21 protein-coding genes and 1 pseudogene are annotated in these 21,775 nt (G+C 45.7%); all 22 read left to right on the top strand.

The genetic code is table 11. The features are described from left to right. Positions 1-50: 50 nt before the first annotated feature. The gene (gene fliH, locus ACED28_RS18770; RefSeq protein WP_017101963.1) at positions 51-851 is read left to right on the top strand and encodes a flagellar assembly protein FliH; all 801 of its coding nucleotides are present in this window, start codon (positions 51-53) and stop codon (positions 849-851) included. Then, the gene (fliI, locus tag ACED28_RS18765; RefSeq protein ID WP_009848550.1) at positions 851-2,170 is read left to right on the top strand and encodes a flagellar protein export ATPase FliI; all 1,320 of its coding nucleotides are present in this window, start codon (positions 851-853) and stop codon (positions 2,168-2,170) included. Before fliH ends, fliI begins: the two co-directional genes overlap by 1 nt. Before the next feature lie 22 nt (positions 2,171-2,192). After that, complete coding sequence (gene fliJ / locus ACED28_RS18760) at positions 2,193-2,630, top strand: flagellar export protein FliJ (protein WP_009848549.1); 438 nt, start codon at positions 2,193-2,195, stop codon at positions 2,628-2,630. 182 nt (positions 2,631-2,812) lie between these two features. Then, the gene (locus ACED28_RS18755; protein ID WP_371710449.1) at positions 2,813-4,915 is read left to right on the top strand and encodes a flagellar hook-length control protein FliK; all 2,103 of its coding nucleotides are present in this window, start codon (positions 2,813-2,815) and stop codon (positions 4,913-4,915) included. Between the two features lie 110 nt (positions 4,916-5,025). Then, entirely contained in the window at positions 5,026-5,514 is a 489-nt protein-coding gene (fliL, locus tag ACED28_RS18750; RefSeq protein ID WP_009848547.1) for a flagellar basal body-associated protein FliL, read from the top strand. Between the two features lie 7 nt (positions 5,515-5,521). Further along, positions 5,522-6,565 (top strand): flagellar motor switch protein FliM, encoded by a 1,044-nt coding sequence (fliM, locus tag ACED28_RS18745; RefSeq protein WP_009848546.1) that lies wholly within the window; start codon positions 5,522-5,524, stop codon positions 6,563-6,565. A 29-nt stretch (positions 6,566-6,594) separates the two neighbouring features. Next, entirely contained in the window at positions 6,595-7,005 is a 411-nt protein-coding gene (gene fliN, locus ACED28_RS18740; RefSeq protein WP_004739851.1) for a flagellar motor switch protein FliN, read from the top strand. Then, complete coding sequence (fliO, locus tag ACED28_RS18735) at positions 7,005-7,445, top strand: flagellar biosynthetic protein FliO (RefSeq protein WP_371710448.1); 441 nt, start codon at positions 7,005-7,007, stop codon at positions 7,443-7,445. Before fliN ends, fliO begins: the two co-directional genes overlap by 1 nt. Beyond that, positions 7,432-8,361, top strand: coding sequence for a flagellar type III secretion system pore protein FliP (fliP, locus tag ACED28_RS18730; protein ID WP_009848544.1), 930 nt, complete (start codon positions 7,432-7,434; stop codon positions 8,359-8,361). The genes fliO and fliP overlap by 14 nt, the downstream gene beginning before the upstream one ends. Positions 8,362-8,372: 11 nt before the next feature. After that, the gene (gene fliQ, locus ACED28_RS18725) at positions 8,373-8,642 is read left to right on the top strand and encodes a flagellar biosynthesis protein FliQ (RefSeq protein WP_009848543.1); all 270 of its coding nucleotides are present in this window, start codon (positions 8,373-8,375) and stop codon (positions 8,640-8,642) included. A gap of 6 nt (positions 8,643-8,648) precedes the next feature. Continuing rightward, a complete protein-coding gene (gene fliR, locus ACED28_RS18720; protein ID WP_086048961.1) occupies positions 8,649-9,431 on the top strand; it encodes a flagellar biosynthetic protein FliR in 783 nt (260 codons plus the stop codon). Between the two features lie 9 nt (positions 9,432-9,440). Then, on the top strand, positions 9,441-10,571 hold the full coding sequence (gene flhB, locus ACED28_RS18715; protein ID WP_017099175.1) for a flagellar biosynthesis protein FlhB: 1,131 nt from the start codon (positions 9,441-9,443) through the stop codon (positions 10,569-10,571). Between the two features lie 345 nt (positions 10,572-10,916). Further along, the gene (gene flhA / locus ACED28_RS18710; protein ID WP_009848540.1) at positions 10,917-13,019 is read left to right on the top strand and encodes a flagellar biosynthesis protein FlhA; all 2,103 of its coding nucleotides are present in this window, start codon (positions 10,917-10,919) and stop codon (positions 13,017-13,019) included. 27 nt (positions 13,020-13,046) lie between these two features. After that, positions 13,047-14,558, top strand: coding sequence for a flagellar biosynthesis protein FlhF (gene flhF, locus ACED28_RS18705; protein WP_371710447.1), 1,512 nt, complete (start codon positions 13,047-13,049; stop codon positions 14,556-14,558). 13 nt (positions 14,559-14,571) lie between these two features. Further along, the gene (locus ACED28_RS18700; RefSeq protein WP_009848538.1) at positions 14,572-15,459 is read left to right on the top strand and encodes a MinD/ParA family protein; all 888 of its coding nucleotides are present in this window, start codon (positions 14,572-14,574) and stop codon (positions 15,457-15,459) included. Next, positions 15,452-16,186, top strand: a complete 735-nt coding sequence (locus tag ACED28_RS18695; RefSeq protein ID WP_009848537.1) for an RNA polymerase sigma factor FliA — start codon at positions 15,452-15,454, stop codon at positions 16,184-16,186. The genes ACED28_RS18700 and ACED28_RS18695 overlap by 8 nt, the downstream gene beginning before the upstream one ends. 42 nt (positions 16,187-16,228) lie before the next feature. After that, the gene (gene cheY, locus ACED28_RS18690; RefSeq protein ID WP_012603445.1) at positions 16,229-16,597 is read left to right on the top strand and encodes a chemotaxis response regulator CheY; all 369 of its coding nucleotides are present in this window, start codon (positions 16,229-16,231) and stop codon (positions 16,595-16,597) included. Positions 16,598-16,711: 114 nt separating this feature from the next. Continuing rightward, entirely contained in the window at positions 16,712-17,443 is a 732-nt protein-coding gene (locus ACED28_RS18685) for a protein phosphatase CheZ (RefSeq protein ID WP_017101967.1), read from the top strand. A 9-nt stretch (positions 17,444-17,452) separates the two neighbouring features. Then, entirely contained in the window at positions 17,453-19,654 is a 2,202-nt protein-coding gene (locus ACED28_RS18680; protein WP_012603447.1) for a chemotaxis protein CheA, read from the top strand. A gap of 13 nt (positions 19,655-19,667) precedes the next feature. Then, complete coding sequence (locus ACED28_RS18675) at positions 19,668-20,792, top strand: chemotaxis response regulator protein-glutamate methylesterase (RefSeq protein WP_009848533.1); 1,125 nt, start codon at positions 19,668-19,670, stop codon at positions 20,790-20,792. Positions 20,793-20,802: 10 nt separating this feature from the next. Further along, positions 20,803-21,585 carry a ParA family protein gene (locus ACED28_RS18670; RefSeq protein WP_009848532.1) on the top strand — a complete coding sequence of 261 codons (783 nt, stop codon included), beginning with the start codon at positions 20,803-20,805 and terminating at the stop codon, positions 21,583-21,585. Continuing rightward, a pseudogene (locus tag ACED28_RS18665) lies at positions 21,572-21,775 on the top strand (chemotaxis protein CheW); the annotation flags it as partial. The gene ACED28_RS18670 and the pseudogene ACED28_RS18665, both read left to right, overlap by 14 nt.

Raw genomic sequence — 21,775 nt, 5'->3', positions numbered from 1 at the left:
ATTGCTTGAATCTACAACGCAGTTGGACGAACTCATAGATAGGTACTGATATGTCAGGTGATAGAAAACGTGGCTTCCTTCGCCCTGAAGAAGATAATACGGTTGCCCAACCTCAGAAATGGGGGCTGCCTGACTATACCTCTGATGTGAACAAACAAGCCAAAGAAACGGCTTTTAACTACGATCCTGGCTGGATGCCAACGGTTGAAGAAGCCATTGAAGACGAAGAGCTGGTTCTAACGGAAGAGCAAATCGACCTGATCAAGCAGGGCGCTTATCAAGAAGGGTTGCACCAAGGTCAAGAAGCCGGCTTCAAACAAGGCTATGAAAAAGGCAAAGAAGAAGGGTTTGCCGCAGGTCACGAAGAGGGCAACGAAGCCGGCAAACTGGAAGGCGTTACTGCTGGTCAAGAGTACATTCAGCAGCAAGTCGCCATCTTTATGGGGCTAGCCAACCAGTTCGCTCAGCCATTAGAGCTGATGAATGCTCAGGTAGAGAAGCAACTGGTGGACATGGTGCTGACTATGGTCAAAGAAGTGGTTCATGTTGAAGTGCAAACCAACCCACAAATCATACTAGATACCGTGAAAGAATCGGTAGAGTCATTGCCAATCTCAGGTCACGCGATCACATTGAAGCTAAACCCTGAAGACGTTGCAATAATACGCTCAGCGTATGGCGAAACGGAATTGGACTCTCGTAATTGGACGTTGGTATCAGAGCCTGCACTCAATCGCGGCGACGTACAAATTGAAGCGGGTGAATCGAGTGTTAATTACCGCATGGAAGAGCGCGTGAAGAACGTCATTCAAAGCTTCTGTGGTGTAAATCGTCATCAAGGTCATGAGTAATGCTTGAGTTAGCGAACCGTCTTAGCCAATACAAAGTCGAGGGGCTAAAGTCGCGACCAATTGCTTCAGGCAAACTAGTTCGTGTTGTTGGACTAACGCTTGAAGCGACCGGCTGCAAAGCGCCAATTGGCAGCTTATGCTTAGTAGAGACCATGTCTGGTCAGATGGAAGCCGAAGTGGTTGGCTTTTCTGGCGATAACCTGTTTTTGATGCCCAGTGAACAAATTACTGGGATCTTACCTGGCGCTCGCGTGACACCGATGACATCAGAAAGCGGTATCCCTGTTGGAATGGAGTTGCTTGGTCGTGTTATCGATGGCGTAGGTAATCCGCTCGACGGTTTAGGTCCAATCTATACCGAGCAACGCGCTTCCTTTAATGCTGAGCCAATCAATCCTTTAGCTCGTAAACCTATCTCTGAGCCACTTGATGTTGGCTTAAAAGCGATTAATGGCTTACTAACGGTGGGCAAAGGGCAGCGTATCGGCCTGTTTGCGGGTTCCGGTGTGGGTAAGTCGGTTACGCTTGGGATGATGACTCGTGGTACAACCGCGCAAGTGGTCGTGGTGGGGTTAATTGGTGAGCGTGGACGAGAAGTAAAAGAATTTATTGAAGAGATCCTTGGAGAAGATGGTCGTAAGCGTTCTGTTGTGGTCGCCGCTCCTGCGGATTCGTCTCCATTGATGCGTTTAAAAGGCTGTCAAACCGCACTGGCTGTAGCTGAGTATTTCCGAGACCAAGGTCTAGATGTTTTACTACTGATGGACTCATTGACTCGTTTCGCTCAGGCGCAGCGTGAAATCGCCCTGTCTGTGGGTGAGCCGCCAGCAACCAAAGGCTATCCGCCGTCTGTGTTTGCCAAGCTTCCTGCGCTGGTGGAGCGAGCAGGTAATGGTAACGATGAACAAGGTTCTATCACTGCTTTCTTTACCGTGTTAACAGAAGGTGATGATTTACAAGACCCTATTGCCGATGCATCGCGAGCGATTCTTGATGGTCACATTGTTTTATCTCGTGAGATGGCTGATGCTGGCCACTATCCCGCGATTGATGTTGAGAAATCCGTCAGTCGTGTTATGCCTCAAATCACCACCGAAGAACATGTCTTGATGTCGAAAGCCGTTAGACAAGTGCTGTCTATATGCCGGAAAAATCAAGATTTGGTTTCGATTGGTGCTTACAAGCCGGGAACAGACCCTGCAATCGACAGTGCTTTCACTTTGAAACCGAGGTTGGACGAGTACTTACAACAGAAAATGAAAGAAACGGTTCCCTATGATATGTGCGTCAACATGTTAAAGCATGTGTTAGGCGGTTAGGTCGTGTTGAATAAGGTCAATCATGGATAACGCGTTAGAATTTCTTCTCGATCAAGCGAAAGACCAAGAGAACCAAGCTGTATTGGCGCTGAATCAAGCGAATGTCGAGCTGCAGGGTTACTACGAACAGGTCGAACAGATTGAAAAATATCGACTTGATTACTGCCAGCAACTTGTTGACCGAGGTAAGGCCGGATTAACGGCTAGCCAATATGGTCACTTAAACCGTTTCTTAACGCAATTAGATGAAACGCTCTCTAAGCAGAGAGAAGCGGAACACCACTTTAAAAATCAGGTCGATAACTGCCAAAACTATTGGATGGAGTTACGAAAAAAGCGTAAATCCTACGAATGGTTGATGGAGAAAAAGCAGAAAGAAAAAGCAAAGCTGCAAGATCAAAGAGAGCAAAAGCAAATGGATGAGTTCTCGACTCTGTTATATAGCCGAAAGAAGATTTGAACCTAATTCACGAATGACGCAAGTGTTGCTCTGCAGATGGCAGACTTAAAACTTATAGGCATGTTTCTTGCTCTGTTTTATATCAAATTGCGAGTTATGCTCACCAAAGGCATAAAAAGCACCCGACTTTCTTTTTGTTGTCTGATTCAAGGCAGCAAAGCTAGTAGATAGAGCTTGTATATATGAATGTTAGTCTTTCCTCAAATTCAGCGACCAACAAAACGTCATCGTTGTTGGACTCCGGTTCTGCCTCTTCAAAGGTAGAAGAAACTGGAGACTCTAAAGGTTTCTTTGAGTCTTTCAAAGAAGCACTAGGCTTTGAAGAAAGTGACAGTAAAGTCGCAGCAAAAGACACAGAAAGCACCGCGAAACCTGATGCTAAACAGGCCTCTACCGAAGGTGAAGCGTCAGCCGAAGCGAACAAAGGTGATTCAGCTGAATCAAAGGCTACTGACGAAGTAAGCGAAGCGCAAAGCAAGCAAGCAGCTTCAGAAGTAGAAGGCGAGAAAGCTGCTGAGGAAACATCTGCAGAGGCTGTGTCTGGAACTGAGGCTAAGCTCAAAGCCAATTCGGGCACTGATAGCACTGTCGCTGATAAGGCGGATGGTAAAGATGCGCAGGTTACGACGAATGATTCTAAAGAACAGGTTGCTCAATCCCAAACTCAGGGTACATCAGCTGTAGATGGCTCTACGCAAGCATCGCAAGCTAATGCAGCGATGAATGAAGGCAATAAATTGCTTGGTCAATTGGATGAGGCAAACAAAACTCTAAATCAAGCGCCAAACGGCAAAGGCTTGCCTCAGCAAGGTCAGGTAGATAACGCCCAAGGTAATATCTCCGGTGCTTCAGTTGCAGTAGCCTCCGTTACGGATGAGGCGAGACAACAAACGAATGCAGCAATCCAAGAGAATAGTCTTGAGGTGGATTCTGAAATCGCTGTTCTTACCGGAGGTAAGGGTGTGTCTCAGCTGACTGATGATGAAATCCGACAGTTGATGGATAAAGGCGTCACTCCAGAACAAATTGAAGCCAGTATGAACCGAGAGCTGAGTCAAAAGAATGCGGCTAGCGCCGCGGTGGCCGAACAGAGCCAAGCGATCTCAGCTGCGGATATTGAACTCGCCAAGCAGGTTGATGCCCATACCAAAGCACTAAAACAATTGAATGGACAAATCGAATCAGAACAGTCTGTTGTCGATAGCTTGCTTAAGAAGCAACAAAGTGGTGCTAAGTTGACGGTTGATGAGCAAGCCGCTTTGGCTAAAGCGACCTCTAACTTAGACCTGTTGAATCAACAGCTCACTAACGTTCAACAACAAGCAACGGCTTTGCTAAATCAAGCTCCGGCTGTGAACAGCGCGTCTGGTGAACCCGCTGCTATTGATTGGGATAATACGGATTCAAGCGAAACTAAAGCTTTAGCTGCGGCGGCATCAACAGCAGCTGTAGCGACGGCTGCACAACAAGTGTCAGCGCAGGCCGCTTCTCAATCAACAAACAATGCTCTTACGGATAAGGCAGCAATGCTGCACGCCAACAATGCACATGCAGCCGCTCAACAAGCTAATGTTGCTTCACCTCAGCAGCAAGCAACGTTGGATCCAGCTTTAACCGCGCAAGGGATCGCGATGAATGCAGCGCCAGTCACTACAAAAGCAGGCTCTACTGATGCGCTTCTTAAAGCGGGCGCAGGTGCCGCGGCATTGTCTGGTTTGGGCAAAGCCGGTGCTAAAGAAGATTCTAAAGATTCGACCTTTGCTCAGCAGATAGCCTCGGCCGCTGGCGCACAAGGTACAGCTACGGTGGGTTCAGCACCTACGCGAGCTGAAATTCAAGCGGCTCAACAGGCACCTTTGCAACTCACTAAAGAGTTAGCGAACGACCAGGTGGCGGAAAAAGTCCAAATGATGATGTCTAAGAATCTCAAGAGCTTGGATATCCGTCTTGACCCACCAGAGTTGGGGCAGATGAAAATTCGCATGACCATGAATAATGATGTGGCGAACGTGCACTTTACTGTCGGTAGCCAACAAGCGAGAGAGGTTATTGAACAAACCTTACCTCGTTTGAGGGAGATGCTCGCTCAACAAGGGATGCAGCTTGCTGAGTCTTCAGTTCAGCAACAGAATACTGGTCAGGGGCAAGACAGGTACAATAATGGCGAGCAACAATCAGGCTCTAACCGTATAAATGATGGTCAAGGTGATGAAAACCTTGATAGCAACAGCAATCTTGAATTGAATGTCACGTCAAAGCGTGATGGAATTAGTTATTATGCCTAGTATCAGGCTAAAACACTTAGCTAATAGAAAGAACCGTTAGTTTATAGAAGAACAGTTAGTTAATAGAAAGTACCGTTAGTTAATAGAAGAACAGGAAGTTAGAGCTGAATATGGCAGAAGAACAAGAAACACCGAAAGGAAAGAGTAAGCTCCTCATTATCGCTATCGCGGTTGTTGTGCTGTTACTTGGAGGTGGTGGTGCCGCATTTTTCTTAATGGGTTCCGATGATAAGGCTGAGGGTGCTGGGTCGTCAGCTGAGGTTCAACTCATGGGTGCCGATCCAGTGGTCTATGTTAATGTGCCTCAAGCTTTCTTATTTAACGTTACGGGCGATAAGAAAGATCGCTTAGTTCAGATAAAGGTACAGCTGATGGTACGTGGTATGAAGAATGAAGTTCTCGCTCGATACCACTCTCCACTTGTTGAAAGCGCACTACTTGCTACATTCGCTTCGGCGACGGTCGATCAATTACGATCTCCTGCCGGCAGAGTTGAACTGCGGAACAAGGCGACTGAAGATATTAAAGCAAGCTTAACTCAAGCTGTTGGCCAGCCGGTAATTGAAAAAGTGTTATTCACTGACTTTGTAATTCAATAGGTAATATGTGACCGATTTATTAAGCCAAGACGAAATTGATGCGCTATTACATGGCGTTGATGATGTTGAAGACGTTGAAGATGTCTTAGAAACCGAAAGTGACAATACGGTCAATTTTGATTTCTCATCACAAGATCGAATCGTTCGTGGTCGAATGCCGACCCTTGAACTTATTAACGAGCGTTTCGCACGCCATATGCGTATTAGCTTGTTTAATATGTTGCGTAAGACGGCTGAAGTGTCGATCAACGGCGTACAGATGATGAAATTTGGTGAGTACCAGAACACACTCTATGTACCCACAAGTTTAAACATGGTTCGCTTCCGCCCGTTAAAAGGTACTGCGCTAATTACGATGGAAGCTCGGCTAGTTTTCATTCTCGTAGAGAACTTTTTTGGTGGTGATGGTCGTTTTCATGCCAAGATTGAAGGTCGCGAATTTACACCAACAGAAAGACGAATTATTCAGTTACTACTGAAAATTGTTTTTGAAGATTACAAAGAAGCTTGGTCTCCCGTGATGGGCGTTGAGTTTGAATACTTGGACTCTGAAGTAAACCCAAGTATGGCTAACATTGTGAGTCCAACCGAAGTGATTGTTGTGAGTTCATTTCACATTGAAGTCGATGGCGGCGGCGGTGATTTCCATGTGGTTATGCCTTACTCAATGGTTGAGCCGATTCGTGAACTGCTGGATGCTGGTGTCCAATCAGATAAAATGGAAACCGACGTTCGTTGGAGTTCAGCATTGCGTGATGAAATCATGGATGTGCCAGTCAACTTCCGTGTCAATTTGCTCGAGCAAGATATCTCTTTGCGTGATTTGATGGAACTTCGTCCTGGGGATGTTATCCCGATGAATATGCCTGAGCATGCAACCATGTTTGTTGAAGAACTGCCGACCTATCGTGTTAAAATGGGCCGTTCCGGAGAGAAGCTCGCGGTACAGATTTCTGAAAAAATTGAAAGACCTCATGTGGTCAAAACCGATCTCGCCTTTCTTGGCAAAGACTTAATGTCTGAGTTGGAAAATAGCGAAGATGAAGAATAGCAAAGTAGATAAAAGTATAGGAATTGGTAATGGAACCTAGTGAAGATCAAAAGCTAGCAGACGAATGGGCTGCAGCACTTGGTGAAGACCCTTCAGCACCGTCAATCGATGTTGATGATGTTCTCGCGGCACCACTTGATGAGTTAACCGACTCATCGTCTCCAATTTCAGAAGATGAGCGTCGTAAGCTGGATACCATTATGGATATCCCAGTGACTATCTCAATGGAAGTCGGCCGCTCTCAAATCAGTATCCGTAACTTACTTCAATTGAACCAAGGTTCGGTTGTTGAGCTAGATAGAATTGCTGGTGAGTCACTTGACGTGATGGTTAACGGCACTCTGATTGCTCATGGAGAAGTGGTTGTGGTGAATGACAAATTTGGTATTCGTTTGACAGACGTTATTAGTCAAACAGAACGAATTAAGAAGTTGCGTTAATGAGCTTCTTGTCTCAGAGACTGGCGTGCTCTTCTCTCGGAATGACAGGTTTTTCTCGCAGAGTCTTGGGAGTAGGGCTACTTGCTACTCCTTCTATTGCCTTTGCGGCAACGCCTCCTTCTCTCGATTTAGCGACCACCTTTGGGTCGCTAATTTTCGTTATAGCCTTCATTTTATTTATTGCTTGGCTACTGAAGCGAATGCAAGTGCCTGCGATGTCGAATCAACAAGGTTTGGCTATTATTAGGCAAATTCCGGTAGGCACAAAAGAACGTATCGCTATTGTACAAGCGGGTGATGAACAGTTCTTGGTAGGCATTACCACACAATCGATTCAGCTGATCTCTAAGCTCGATAAACCTCTTACTCAGGAGATGCTGGAAAAAAGTACATTTTCAAGTCAGCTTTCCCAGCTAATAAAAAAAGATGCAAACAAGTAACGGATTTTTGAATCCATTTTACTTTTGCCATGCCGGATTTTTCCGTACGGTGAAAGTGTGGTTGGTTCAGCTCATTATATTCTGCTCTCTCGTATTTAGCGTGTCAGTATTTGCACAGGTTGAAGATGGCACTGTCATTCCTGCGAATACCGCTGGATCTGAGTCGGTCACCATCAGTACGATGCAGCAAGATCAAGCCAAATCGAAGACTATGACCACTGGTAGCTTAACCGGTAATGGTGGCGGCATACCTGCATTTACCATGACCACCAATGCCAATGGCGGTGAAGACTACTCGATTAACCTGCAAATTCTTGCGTTAATGACCATGCTTGGCTTCTTGCCGGCGATGGTTATTTTGATGACATCGTTCACCCGCATTGTGGTTGTGATGTCTATTTTGCGTCAGGCAATGGGTCTTCAACAAACACCTTCAAACCAAGTGATTATTGGCATTGCGATATTTCTGACCTTCTTCATCATGTCGCCAGTAATCAGTCAGGTCAATGAACAAGCTGTTCAGCCTTATTTGAATGAACAGATATCAGCGCGACAGGCGTTTGATGTTGCCCAAGGGCCGATTAAGTCTTTTATGCTTAAACAGACTCGAATCAAAGATCTTGAAACTTTTGTTGAGATATCCGGTGCGCAAGTAACTAACCCAGAAGATGTTTCAATGGCGGTTCTGATTCCTGCGTTTATCACGTCTGAATTGAAAACAGCTTTCCAGATAGGCTTTATGTTGTTCTTGCCGTTCCTAATTATCGACTTGGTGGTGGCATCAGTTTTGATGGCCATGGGTATGATGATGTTGTCACCAATGATTGTATCGTTGCCGTTTAAGTTGATGTTGTTCGTCCTTGTTGATGGTTGGAATTTGATACTCTCCACACTCGCCGGCAGTTTTGCCTTGTAGCTGGGGGAAGCATGAATCCTGAAATATTCGTAGATTTGTTCCAAGATGCCCTTTGGATGGTACTAATTATGGTTTGCGCCATAATTATTCCTAGCCTGCTGATTGGTTTGGTTGTGGCTGTTTTCCAAGCTGCTACTTCGATCAATGAACAAACTTTAAGTTTCCTACCACGTTTGATCGTAACGTTATTAGCGTTGATGATGTTTGCACATTGGATGACCCAAATGATGATGGAGTTCTTTTTCGAACTCATCGAACGCTTGCCACAAGTTCTGTACTAAACCGATATGGAATACCCAACGAGCCTTGTACTAGAGTGGTTAGCCAATTATTTTTGGCCCTACACTCGCATCTCAGCCATGCTGATGGTGATGACAGTAACCGGTGCACGCTTTGTGTCGCCGCGTATTCGTCTGTATTTAGGTTTAGCGGTCACCTTTGCGGTGATGCCTGCGATCCCCGCTGTTCCTAAAGAGATTGAACTGCTCTCTTTCCAAGGTTTCTTGACGGTATTTGAACAAATCGTGATTGGCGTTGCCATGGGGTTTGTCACCCAATTCATGATTCAAACTTTCGTAATGCTCGGCCAGATCTTGGGTATGCAATCAAGCTTGGGTTTCGCCTCTATGGTGGATCCGGCTAACGGGCAAAACACGCCAGTACTGGGCCAGTTATTTATGTTGCTAGCGACCATGTTTTTTTTGGAGACTGACGGTCACTTGAAAATGCTGCAGCTGGTGGTGTTCAGCTTTAAGACTTTACCCATTGGCAGTGGAAGTTTGACCTCTGTTGATTATAGAGAGCTTGCCCTGTGGCTTGGTATCATGTTCAAAACAGCACTAGCGATGTCATTGTCTGGTATTATTGCGCTGCTGACGATTAACCTTTCGTTTGGTGTAATGACGCGTGCGGCGCCTCAACTAAATATCTTTTCTTTGGGTTTCTCATTTGCGCTACTCGTGGGCCTATTGCTTTGTTGGTATATCCTTGGCGGCTTGTTTAGTCACTATGAGTTATTCTGGATACAAACCGAACAACAGATATGTCGTCTAATCAGGTTAGAGTGCTAGGAGACTAAAATGGCAGAGTCAGACGGTCAAGAACGCACGGAAGACGCCACGCCCAAACGCTTGCAACAGGCCAAAGATAAAGGGCAGGTTGCAAGGTCAAAAGAGTTAGCGTCGGCGTCGGTACTTATTGTTGGTGCGATTGCTTTAATGTGGTTTGGTGAATCGATGGCGAAAGCTTTGTTCGAAACAATGCAACGTCTGTTTTCTCTGAGTCGGGAAGAAGTTTTTGATACCACAAAACTCCTCGAAATTGCGGGTGGCGCATTAGTGAACCTGTTGTTCCCGCTGTTCTTAATCCTGATAACCTTATTTGTTGCTGCCGTCATTGGTGCGGCGGGTGTCGGGGGGATTAATTTCTCTATGCAGGCGGCGATGCCTAAGGCGTCTAAGCTAAACCCACTCAGTGGTATTAAGCGTATGTTTGGCCTGCAGAGTTGGGTTGAACTGTTGAAATCTATCTTGAAAGTGGCACTTGTTTCGGGAATGGCCATCTATCTTATTCAAGCTTCTCAACACGATTTAATGCAACTGAGCATGGAGGTATACCCACAGAATATCTTCCACGCTTTAGATATCTTGCTTAATTTTATTCTGCTGATCAGCTGCTCTTTACTTATCGTGGTGGCGATTGATATCCCGTTCCAGATTTGGCAACACGCCGATCAGCTGAAGATGACCAAACAAGAAATTAAAGATGAACACAAAGATACTGAAGGTAAGCCTGAAGTTAAGGGCCGCATTCGTATGTTGCAAAGAGAAGCTGCCCAGCGCCGTATGATGGCTGACGTACCTCAAGCGGATGTGATTGTGACCAACCCGGAGCACTTCTCGGTGGCTCTACGCTATAAGCAGAATCAAGACAAAGCCCCCGTTGTAGTTGCGAAAGGTGTTGATCATATGGCAATGAAGATTCGTGAAATTGCCCGTGAAAATGACATCTATATTGTTCCTGCGCCACCATTGGCTAGGGCGCTTTATCACACTACCGAACTAGAACAACAAATTCCTGACGGTCTGTTTACAGCAGTTGCTCAAGTGCTTGCATATGTGTTTCAACTGAAACAGTACCGAAAACGAGGCGGAGAGAGGCCAAAACTCCAAGATTCTAATATGCCGATCCCACCTGATTTACGACATTAGATCAATTGCTTGAGCTCTGCTTGATGAACCCTGATAATAGCGGGCTAGCTAATCCTCTTTTTAAAGAGGCGATGGCAATAATTTGACGAAAAGTGTTGGTACAGTGTTTGCTATATCAACCCCGAATATTATAAGCCGATCATTAATAACCTTAGCATTGTAAATCTGAGTATTATAAGCCCAGTCATTATAAATCCTAGCGTTATAAATCCCGAGCATATAAAGCTTAGTATTATAAACCTGTGCATTTGAACCTATGCACTATAAACCATAGCAACATAGCTTAGACCTGAGCCTCAAATAGCTTAGTGAGATGGCTACAACATAGCGAAACTGTCTAGACTTATGAAATTCTCCCTGCCTTTTGCGGACAAGCTGCCTAAAATCCCTAATCGTGCGATGCCTGCAATTGGCGCACCCGTTATGGTACTTGCGACGCTCGCTATGGTGGTGTTGCCAATACCAGCCTTCTTGTTGGACATGTTCTTCACGTTCAACATAGCACTGTCCATGGTTGTGTTACTGGTTTCGGTTTATACCCGCAGGCCTTTGGACTTCGCTGCATTCCCGACCGTACTTCTGATTGCGACTCTACTTCGATTGGCTTTGAACGTTGCTTCGACACGTGTGGTATTACTCCATGGTCACGAAGGTGGTGACGCGGCCGGTAACGTTATTGAAGCATTCGGTAACGTGGTTATCGGCGGTAACTACGCGGTAGGTCTAGTGGTGTTTTTGATTTTGATGATCATCAACTTCATGGTTGTAACCAAAGGTGCGGGTCGTATTTCGGAAGTAAGTGCGCGTTTCACCCTAGATGCCCTACCGGGTAAACAGATGGCAATCGATGCCGACTTGAATGCGGGTTTGATCGACCAAGATCAGGCTCGTACTCGACGTTTTGAAGTGACCAAAGAGGCCGACTTCTACGGCTCGATGGACGGTGCATCTAAGTTTGTTAAAGGCGATGCAATAGCCGGTATCTTGATATTGTTCATCAACATCATTGGCGGCTTGAGTATCGGTATGGCTCAGTTTGACCTTGGTTTTGGTGAAGCCATCGAAATCTATACGCTACTGACTATCGGTGATGGTCTGGTTGCACAAATACCATCGCTGTTACTTTCTATTGCTGCGGCGATGATGGTAACGCGTCAAAATACTGATGAAGACATGGGCGAACAACTTGTCTTCCAAATGTTCGATAATCCTAAAGCCCTAATGATCACCGCCGCTATCCTCGGCATCATGGGTATTGTTCCTGGTATGCCACATTTCTCCTTCTTGAGCCTTGCTGTGGTTGCTGGGGCTGGGGCTTACTTTATCGATAAAAAGAACAAGGCAAAGGTAGAAGAGAAAAACCTACCTGCAACCGCTAATGCCAATGGTGATAAGCCCGCATCGCAAAAAGAACTGTCTTGGGATGATGTTCAACCGGTAGACATTATTGGTCTCGAAGTGGGGTACCGCTTGATTCCTTTGGTCGATAGAGACCAAGGTGGTGAATTGCTTGAGCGCGTGAAAGGTGTACGGAAAAAGCTGTCTCAAGATTTTGGTTTCTTGATTCCAGCAGTACACATTCGCGATAATCTGGAACTGACACCAAACAGCTATCGAATTACCCTGATGGGGGTAGCGGTTGGTGAGGCTGAGATCAAGCCGGACATGGAGCTCGCGATTAACCCTGGCCAAGTCTATGGGATGATAGATGGAGAGCCGACGATTGATCCTGCCTTTGGCCTTGAAGCCGTCTGGATTCGTGAAGAGCAGCGTGAACACGCACAAGCCTTAGGTTATACGGTTGTAGACTCTTCAACCGTACTTGCCACACACCTTAGCCAGCAGTTAACGAATAACGCTTCACAGTTGATTGGCCACGAAGAAGTTCAAAACTTACTTGAGATGCTTAGCCGATCAACGCCTAAGCTGGTGGAAGGTTTTGTACCGGATCAATTACAGCTTGGTGTGGTTGTGAAAGTTCTGCAAAACCTACTGAATGAAGCGATTCCAATTCGTGATATTCGAACCATTGTCCAAACTTTGTCGGAGTACTCTTCTAAGAGTCAAGAACCTGACATATTAACTGCAGCTGTTCGTATCTCACTAAAACGACTAATTGTTCAAGAAATCAATGGTATAGAGCCAGAATTACCAGTTATAACCTTAATTCCCGAGTTGGAACAAATCTTGCATCAAACCATGCAGGCATCCGGCGGAGAATCTGCTGGTATTGAACCTGGTTTAGCCGAACGTTTACAGACCTCACTCAGTAACGCGACACAAGAGCAAGAACTGAAAGGTGAGCCAGCGGTATTATTGACCTCTGGTGTTTTACGTTCGACTCTGGCTAAGTTCGTGAAAAACACGATCCCAAGCTTGAGAGTATTATCTTACCAAGAGATACCAGACGAAAAGCAGATACGTATAGTACAAGCTGTTGGTAATTAAGCCGCCTAATTAGAACGGACGATCGAATTGAAAATTAAACGATTTTTTGCAAAAGATATGCGAACAGCTCTGCTCCAAGTTAAAGAAGAACTTGGCTCAGAAGCGGTGATCATGTCTAACAAAAAGGTCGCAGGTGGTGTGGAAATTGTTGCCGCTATTGATGGCGATTCCAGCCCGTCGACAGCAAGTCCCAGACTCAATAAACCTCAGCAGCCTACGCAAAGCCAGTACACTCAAATGTCTGAGCCCAAATTGCCAACTGGGCGTCGTCAATTAGATGATGACAAGGTTAGCATCCAGCCGAATGCAGAAGGTGGACGCTCAATGACCAAGCGCTTTGCAAATATGCTAAAGCAATACAGTCATGGCGCCGACGATGAGCAACAACATCGCGCTGAAAACGAAGACTCGTTATCAGCATTGCTCAATCGCCAGTCAAGTAACGGTCATCAACCTCAGAGTAGCCAGCATTCTAGCGGCAGCCTTGACTCGGCCTTTGCTCGTGAAACGGGTTTATCAAAATTGATTGCCGAAGATCGCAGAGTAGAGCGTCCAGCACCTCGCTTAGATCCTACCCGTTATGAGCGTGGTCGAGAGAACACTCAATCCAAAGGTTCAGATACTGAAATGGAAACGATGCGCGACGAGATGACTTCAATTCGTCGTTTGTTAGAGCATCAAGTCTCTGGGCTCATGTGGCAAGAAGTCGAACGTCGCGAACCTTTGCGAGCGATGCTTATCAAGCGCCTAGAACGTATGGGTGTTTCGGCAGAACTCGCCGATCAAATGGCCTGTTACATTCCAGAAGACACAAAACCAGCACGAGCATGGAAAGCCTTGCTTGCTCTGGTCGCTGATCAAATCTCAGTAACACAAAAAGATATTTTAAAACGCGGCGGTATTGTGGCCTTACTTGGCCCGACTGGCGTAGGTAAAACAACAACCGTTGCTAAGCTCGCAGCCCGCGCAGCAATGGAGTACGGTGCAGATAACGTAGCGCTTGTGACAACAGATACATATCGCATAGGTGCACATGAGCAGTTATCGATTTATGGTCGAATTATGGGTTGTCCTGTAAGAGTTGCTAAAGATTCTAGTGAATTGGCCGATGTAATATATCAGTTACGTAATCGTCGCCTGATTCTAGTCGATACTGCAGGTATGGGGCAGCGAGATGTTCGCCTATCTGAGCAGTTAGACACATTGATGCAAGAGAGTGGTTCCGTTATCAATAGTTACCTTGTGTTACCCGCAACCGCGCAACGCAAAGTACTACAAGAAACCATTGAACACTTTAGAAGAATCCCGCTGTCGGGATGTATCCTGACGAAGCTGGACGAATCGCTTAGTTTGGGTGAGTTCATCAGTGTGGTAATACAAAATGCATTGCCAGTTGCTTATATAGCAAATGGTCAACGAGTTCCTGAAGATATCGTTATTGCTCAGCCAAAGTACATGATTGCTAAGGCCAATGAGTTATTAGAAAAATCGACAGAGAATGAACCTCATTACTGGAATAGCGATTCTGAAGGGCTCTAGGCGGCGGATAAATATGAATGAGAATATGATACACGATCAAGCTAGCGGCCTCCGTCGCTTAACCCAGCCTTCACTCACAAAAGTTATCGCTGTAACGGGTGGCAAGGGAGGCGTAGGTAAATCGAATGTAACGTTAGGTATGGCTATTTGTATGGCTCGCCAAGGCAAGAAAGTCATGGTGCTGGATGCCGATTTAGGATTAGCTAACGTAGACATCATGCTCGGCATTCGTTCTAAACGAAATCTTGGGCATGTGTTGGCTGGCGAGTGTGAACTTAAGGATGCGATTGTCGAAGGGCCGCACGGAATTAAAATTATTCCAGCGACATCAGGCACACAAAGCATGACTGAACTTTCACACGCTCAACACGCCGGGTTGATTCGTGCTTTTGGTTCGCTTGAAGACGAGATGGATATCTTATTGGTTGATACCGCAGCGGGTATATCCGATATGGTCATCAGCTTCTCAAGAGCTGCGCAGGATGTGGTTGTGGTGGTTTGTGATGAACCAACGTCGATTACTGATGCATATGCATTGATTAAGCTGTTGAGTCGAGAGCACCAAGTTCAGCGATTCAAAATTGTTGCAAATATGGTCAGAAGCTACCGCGAAGGCCGAGAATTATTTGCAAAGTTGACTTTGGTCACAGAGCGCTTCTTGAATGTGAGCCTCGAACTCGTAGCATGTATTCCTTTAGATGATAAAGTACGTCAATCAGTTAAGAGACAGAAAATCGTAGTCGATGCGTTTCCTCGCTCTCCAGCTGCATTGGCAATCAGCTCTTTGGCTAATAAGGCATTGACCTGGCCAATACCAAAAACACCAAGCGGACACTTGGAGTTTTTTGTTGAAAGGCTGCTGAACCGTACTGAATTTATAGAGGAACCATTTGGTGAATAAAGCGCTTACTTACGATCAACATGCTAATCACAATAGCCAGCAGGCTTTTTTTGAGAAGTACTCTGTGTTGGTTAAGCGTATCGCTCATCATTTGTTGGGGCGATTACCGCCTAATGTATTAGTTGATGACTTGATTCAAGCCGGCATGATTGGCCTGATTGAAGCGCAACAGAACTATGATGGTACCAAAGGCGCAAGCTTTGAGACGTACGCAGGTATTCGAATTCGTGGGGCAATGTTGGATGACATTCGCCGCGGGGATTGGGTCCCGAGATCGGTTCATAAAAACAATCGAGAAATCAGTAGTGCAATCGCGGAATTAGAGGGCACTCTCAATCGCGATCCCAGTGATGCTGAGGTGGCAAAGCACATGGGGCTGAGTTTAGACCAGTATCACAGTGCTTTAACTGATATTAATTGCTCAAAATTGGTAGGGATAGAAGACTTAGGTGTCTCTGATGATGTAATATCTCCGAATGAAGATTCTCAAGATAATACGCCTTTTCAAGGGGTTGCAGATGAATCATTCCGCCAAGCTTTGATCGACTCGATAAAACAACTTCCGGAAAGAGAAGGCCTCGTGCTTTCGCTTTATTACGACGAAGAACTCAATTTAAAAGAGATTGGGGAAGTATTAGGTGTCAGCGAATCTCGTGTCAGCCAAATACTAAGCCAATCTATGCAGCGTTTACGCACTAAGTTAAGTGCTTGGACACAGAACGACTAACAACACTGATTTTATTCAGTGGAGGCTAATTTGAACAAAAACATGAAAATTCTCATTGTTGATGATTTTTCAACGATGCGCCGAATTGTTAAAAACCTACTTCGTGATTTAGGTTTCAACAACACTCAAGAAGCAGACGATGGCTTGACCGCGTTACCTATGCTGAAAAAAGGCGAATTTGATTTCGTGGTAACTGACTGGAACATGCCGGGTATGCAAGGTATTGATCTTCTAAAACACGTCCGTGCAGACGCTGAACTTAAGCACCTTCCAGTGCTTATGATCACAGCAGAAGCTAAGCGTGAGCAGATCATCGAAGCAGCGCAAGCGGGTGTTAATGGTTACATTGTGAAGCCGTTCACTGCCGCAACTCTAAAAGAGAAACTCGACAAGATTTTTGAGCGTTTATAAGCACTCATAATAACCTGTTTCAGGCGCTTCATAGAGAGACATTAACTTTTTTGTTTCCCGTTTACCTCTAAAGCTGAAGCGTCACAAACTATGCGGAGTAAGGCCGGACTCAGGATGATTTCATTAGAACAAGCAAAAAAATTAGTAGAGCTGCTTGAAAACGACGAGCAGCAAGGTGCTGATTCTCTTGTTAGAAGCATTTATGAAGATAATTTTAATCTTCAAGATAACCCAATGCTTCAAGAAATAGGCAGTCTGACTCGTGACCTCCATGATTCTTTGACACAATTCAACTTTGACGAGCGTATTAACGTTATCGCAAATGATGAAATCCCTGACGCCAGGGATCGCCTTCAATATGTCATTGATAAAACGGAAGTTGCGGCGAACAAAACGATGGACGCTGTCGATCGCTGTATGCCAATTGCAACTAATTTACACGAGTGTTTACTTCAAGTAAGGCCTCAATGGAATGAACTGATGCATGGCCGCATTGAGCTAGTAACATTCAAAGCTTTATGCCACCGCATTGATGGATTACTTGTCCAAGTAGAAGGTGATAGTACTGAACTACGTGGACAACTGACTGAAATCTTGATGGCTCAGGATTTCCAAGATTTAACTGGGCAGATTATTAGCAAAGTTATTACCTTGGTGAATGAGGTTGAAGGACGTCTGGTAGAGATTCTCACCGTATTCGGTGCGAATCAAATAGAACCAACACCAGAGACAGATAAGAAGTCATCTATTGCTCCAGAGGGTCCGATCATGAACCCAGAAGCTCGTGAGGATGCTGTTGCATCTCAAGATGAAGTCGACGATTTGTTATCCAGTCTTGGATTTTAAAGGTAACGTATGAGCTACGATTTAGACGAAGATATTCTTCAGGACTTTTTAGTCGAAGCAGGAGAGATCCTCGAACTTCTATCAGAACAACTGGTAGAGCTAGAGAATAACCCTGACGACAAAGAACTACTAAACGCTATTTTCCGTGGTTTCCATACAGTAAAAGGTGGTGCTGGTTTCCTAGCATTGACCGAGCTGGTGGATACTTGTCATGGTGCTGAGAATGTGTTCGACATTCTAAGAAATGGCCAACGCAGTGTAACATCAGGACTGATGGATACGATGCTACAGGCTTTAGATACAGTCAATGTACAGTTTAAAGCCGTGCAAGATGAGGAAGCTTTAGTACCAGCAGACCAATCTTTACTGGATGAACTTCATCGCCTCTGTAAGCCAGAGTCTGAAGATGAAGTTGTGGCAGTAGAAGCTCCAGCACCGGTTATCTCTGAGCCTATCGTTGCAGCTCCTGAGCCTGTTATTGCTCCGGAACCTACTGTTGAAAGTTCAAACATCAGTGCATCTTCCGTGGATGATATTTCTGAAGATGAATTTGAGCGTTTACTTGATGAACTTCACGGTAAGGGTGGTTCACCAACGACATCATCTGTAGACACACCAGCGCCAGCACCTGTGGCACCTCAGCCAGTAGCTGCGAGTGGTGACATTACTGACGACGAATTTGAAAAGTTGTTAGATGAGTTGCATGGTGCAGGTCAAAGCCCGACAGCTGCAAGCTCAACGCCACCACCTCCTCCAGTCGCTCCGGTAGCCAAAGCACCAGTAAAGTCTGAAGGCGATGACCTAATGACTGATGCTGAGTTTGAGAGTTTACTTGACCAGTTACACGGTTCAGGTAACGGCCCTTCAATTGAAGAGTTGGATGCTGCGACTAAGCCTGTACAAGCGAAGCCTGAGCCTGTTGCGCCGAAAGTCGCTCCTAAACCACAGCCTGCTCCTGTTGCTGTAAAAGCAGAGCCTAAGCCTAGCGTACCAGCAAAAGCTGAAGTTAAAGCGCCTGCGAAGAAGCAGCAAGCTGAAGCCACAGTTCGTGTTGATACATCAACACTGGATACCATCATGAATATGGTGGGTGAGCTAGTATTGGTTCGTAACCGCCTCGTTAGCTTAGGTTTAAACAGCAACGACGAAGAAATGTCGAAAGCTGTCTCTAACTTAGACGTTGTTACTGCTGACCTACAAGGTGCAGTAATGAAGACGCGTATGCAGCCGATCAAGAAAGTATTTGGTCGCTTCCCTCGCGTTGTCCGTGACCTTGCTCGTACCTTGAAGAAAGACATCGTTCTTGAAATGCGTGGCGAAGAAACGGATCTTGATAAAAACTTAGTAGAAGCACTTGCTGATCCCCTGATTCACTTGGTGAGAAACTCTGTAGATCATGGTATCGAAATGCCGGACGACCGTGTTGCTGCGGGAAAATCTAAAACCGGTAAAGTGATTCTGTCCGCCTCTCAAGAAGGCGACCACATTGAACTGGCTATCGTTGATGATGGCGGCGGTATGGACCCTGATAAGCTTCGTGCTATCGCGGTTAAGCGCGGTCTGATGGATGATGATGCAGCGTCTCGCCTAACAAATAAAGAGTGTTTCAATCTAATCTTTGCTCCTGGCTTTTCAAGTAAAGAAAAGATCTCAGATATCTCTGGCCGTGGTGTAGGTATGGACGTTGTGAAAACAGCGATCAACACACTGAATGGTTCTATTGATATCGATTCAGAGATGGGCCAAGGCACCAAGATAACCATTAAGGTTCCGTTGACACTTGCGATTCTACCAACCTTAATGGTCGGTGTTGCGGGTCACCCGTTCGCATTGCCACTGGCTTCTGTAAATGAAATCTTCCACTTAGACCTAAGCCGCACAAACGTGGTTGATGGTCAGCTGACTATTATCGTTCGCGATAAGTCTATTCCACTGTTCTACTTACAAAATTGGCTTACACCTAAAGAAGGTCTTGTTGAAGGACGTCAAGGTCATGGTCATGTTGTTATTGTGCAACTTGGTAGTCAACGTGTTGGTTTTGTTGTAGATGCGCTTATCGGCCAAGAAGAAGTGGTTATTAAGCCACTTGATAAGCTTCTTCAAGGCACGCCAGGAATGGCAGGTGCGACAATTACAAGTGACGGTCACATAGCATTGATTTTAGATGTGCCGGACTTGTTGAAGCAGTACGCAGCTGCATCAAGAATTTAACTTAAGGATAAATATGGCGATTAAAGTATTAGTCGTTGATGATTCGAGCTTCTTCCGTCGTAGAGTAAGCGAGATCATCAACTCGGAGGCTCGCCTAGAAGTCATCGATGTAGCAGTAAACGGTAAAGAAGCGGTTGAGAAAGCGAAAAAGCTAAGACCTGACGTAATTACTATGGACATCGAGATGCCTGTCATGGACGGTATTACTGCCGTTCGTGAAATTATGGCTGCGTCTCCAACGCCTATTTTGATGTTTTCATCGTTAACGCATGATGGTGCAAGAGCAACGTTAGATGCGTTAGACGCGGGTGCTCTAGATTTCTTACCTAAGAAATTTGAAGACATCGCTCGTAACCGTGACGATGCTGTCGCATTGCTTCAACAGCGCGTGATTCAGATTGCTGCAAAGCGCGCGTTTATGCGACGTACTCCTGTTGCGCCAAGAGCTACTGCAACAGCTACGGCGTCAACATCAGCGCCATTGCGCCAATCTATTTCAGCAACAGCCCCTGCTGCTAAACCAGCGGTTGCTTCAACCGCGAAATTCAGAGCCTCGGGTAAAAAGTATCAATTAACTGCTATTGGTACTTCTACTGGTGGGCCAGTTGCACTACAGAAAATTTTGACACGCATCCCTGCCAGCTACCCACATCCGATTGTGTTAGTGCAGCATATGCCAGCAACGTTCACCGCTGCTTTTGCTAGCCGATTGAATACCTTGTGTAAGATTGAAGTTCGTGAAGCTCAAGACGGAGACCTGTTGAAACCTGGGGTGGCTTATCTTGCTCCAGGCGGAAAGCAAATGATGATTGATGGTCGCCCGGGTTCGGCGCGTCTGAAGATTATCGATGGTGGTGACCGAATGAACTACAAGCCTTGTGTGGATGTCACTTTTGGTTCTGCAGCTAAGATCTACGGCGATAAAGTGTTGTCTATGATACTGACCGGTATGGGTGCTGATGGTCGAGAAGGTTCTCGCATGTTAAAAACAGCGGGTTCGACCATTTGGGCGCAAGACGAAGATAGTTGTGTTGTATATGGTATGCCTCAAGCTGTAGCAAAAGCTGGCATTTCTACTGAAGACCTACCTCTAGACCGCGTTGCGGAACGGATTTTGGTCGAAGTTGGGTTAGCTTAGGTAAATCGACATGATTGTTTGGAGTGTTGCAAACCAAAAAGGTGGCGTTGGAAAAACGACGACGACAGTGACCCTAGCTGGCTTACTTGCCTTAAAGGGTCATCGTGTGTTGTTGGTTGATACTGACCCACATGCATCACTAACCACCTATTTGGGTTACGACTCAGATACGGTGGAATCGAGCCTGTTTGATCTGTTCCAGCTGCGTGAGTTTTCTACGCAAGCTGTGAGAGCGTTGACTATACAGACCGAAATTGAAGGTATCGATATTATTCCCGCACACATGTCATTGGCGACATTAGACCGTGTAATGGGAAATCGAAGTGGTATGGGGTTGATCTTAAAGCGTGCTTTGGCCGCTTTGAAAGATGACTATGACTACGTGCTTATCGATTGTCCGCCTATTCTTGGTGTGATGATGGTGAATGCGTTGGCTGCCAGTGATCGTATCTTGATTCCGGTACAGACTGAATTTTTGGCGATGAAAGGTTTAGAGCGCATGATTCGCACTCTAACTATTATGCAGAAGTCTCGCAAAACACCGTTTAAGGTGACGATTGTCCCGACGATGTACGACAAGCGAACGAAAGCATCATTGCAAACATTGACTCAGCTTAAAGATGACTATCCAAACCAAGTTTGGACCTCTGCTGTGCCGATTGATACCAAGTTTCGCGATGCCAGTCTAAAACGTTTGCCAGCATCTCATTTCGCATCGGGTAGCCGTGGTGTATTTGCTTATAAACAGCTGCTTATTTATCTCGAGAGGTTAGCGATAAATGAGCGCGAATAACGAATCGACATTGACGCAACCAAGTTTATCGAGTGAACAAGCAATCGATGATTACTTTACCGCGCTGTTAGGCGATGAAAACTTTGAATCTGATGCTTTTCTTGTTGACGAGTCTAGCGGCGAATCACAAACTAAAGAGCCAGAGCCAGAGCCAGAGCCAGAGCCAGAGCCAGAGCCAGAGCCAGAGCCA

Source organism: Vibrio sp. 1F253 (assembly GCF_041439295.1).
GTDB classification, from domain to species: Bacteria; Pseudomonadota; Gammaproteobacteria; order Enterobacterales; family Vibrionaceae; genus Vibrio; species Vibrio tasmaniensis_A.
The sequence above is the reverse complement of the archived record's forward strand: the minus strand, read 5'-3'. Positions and strand labels throughout refer to the sequence as shown.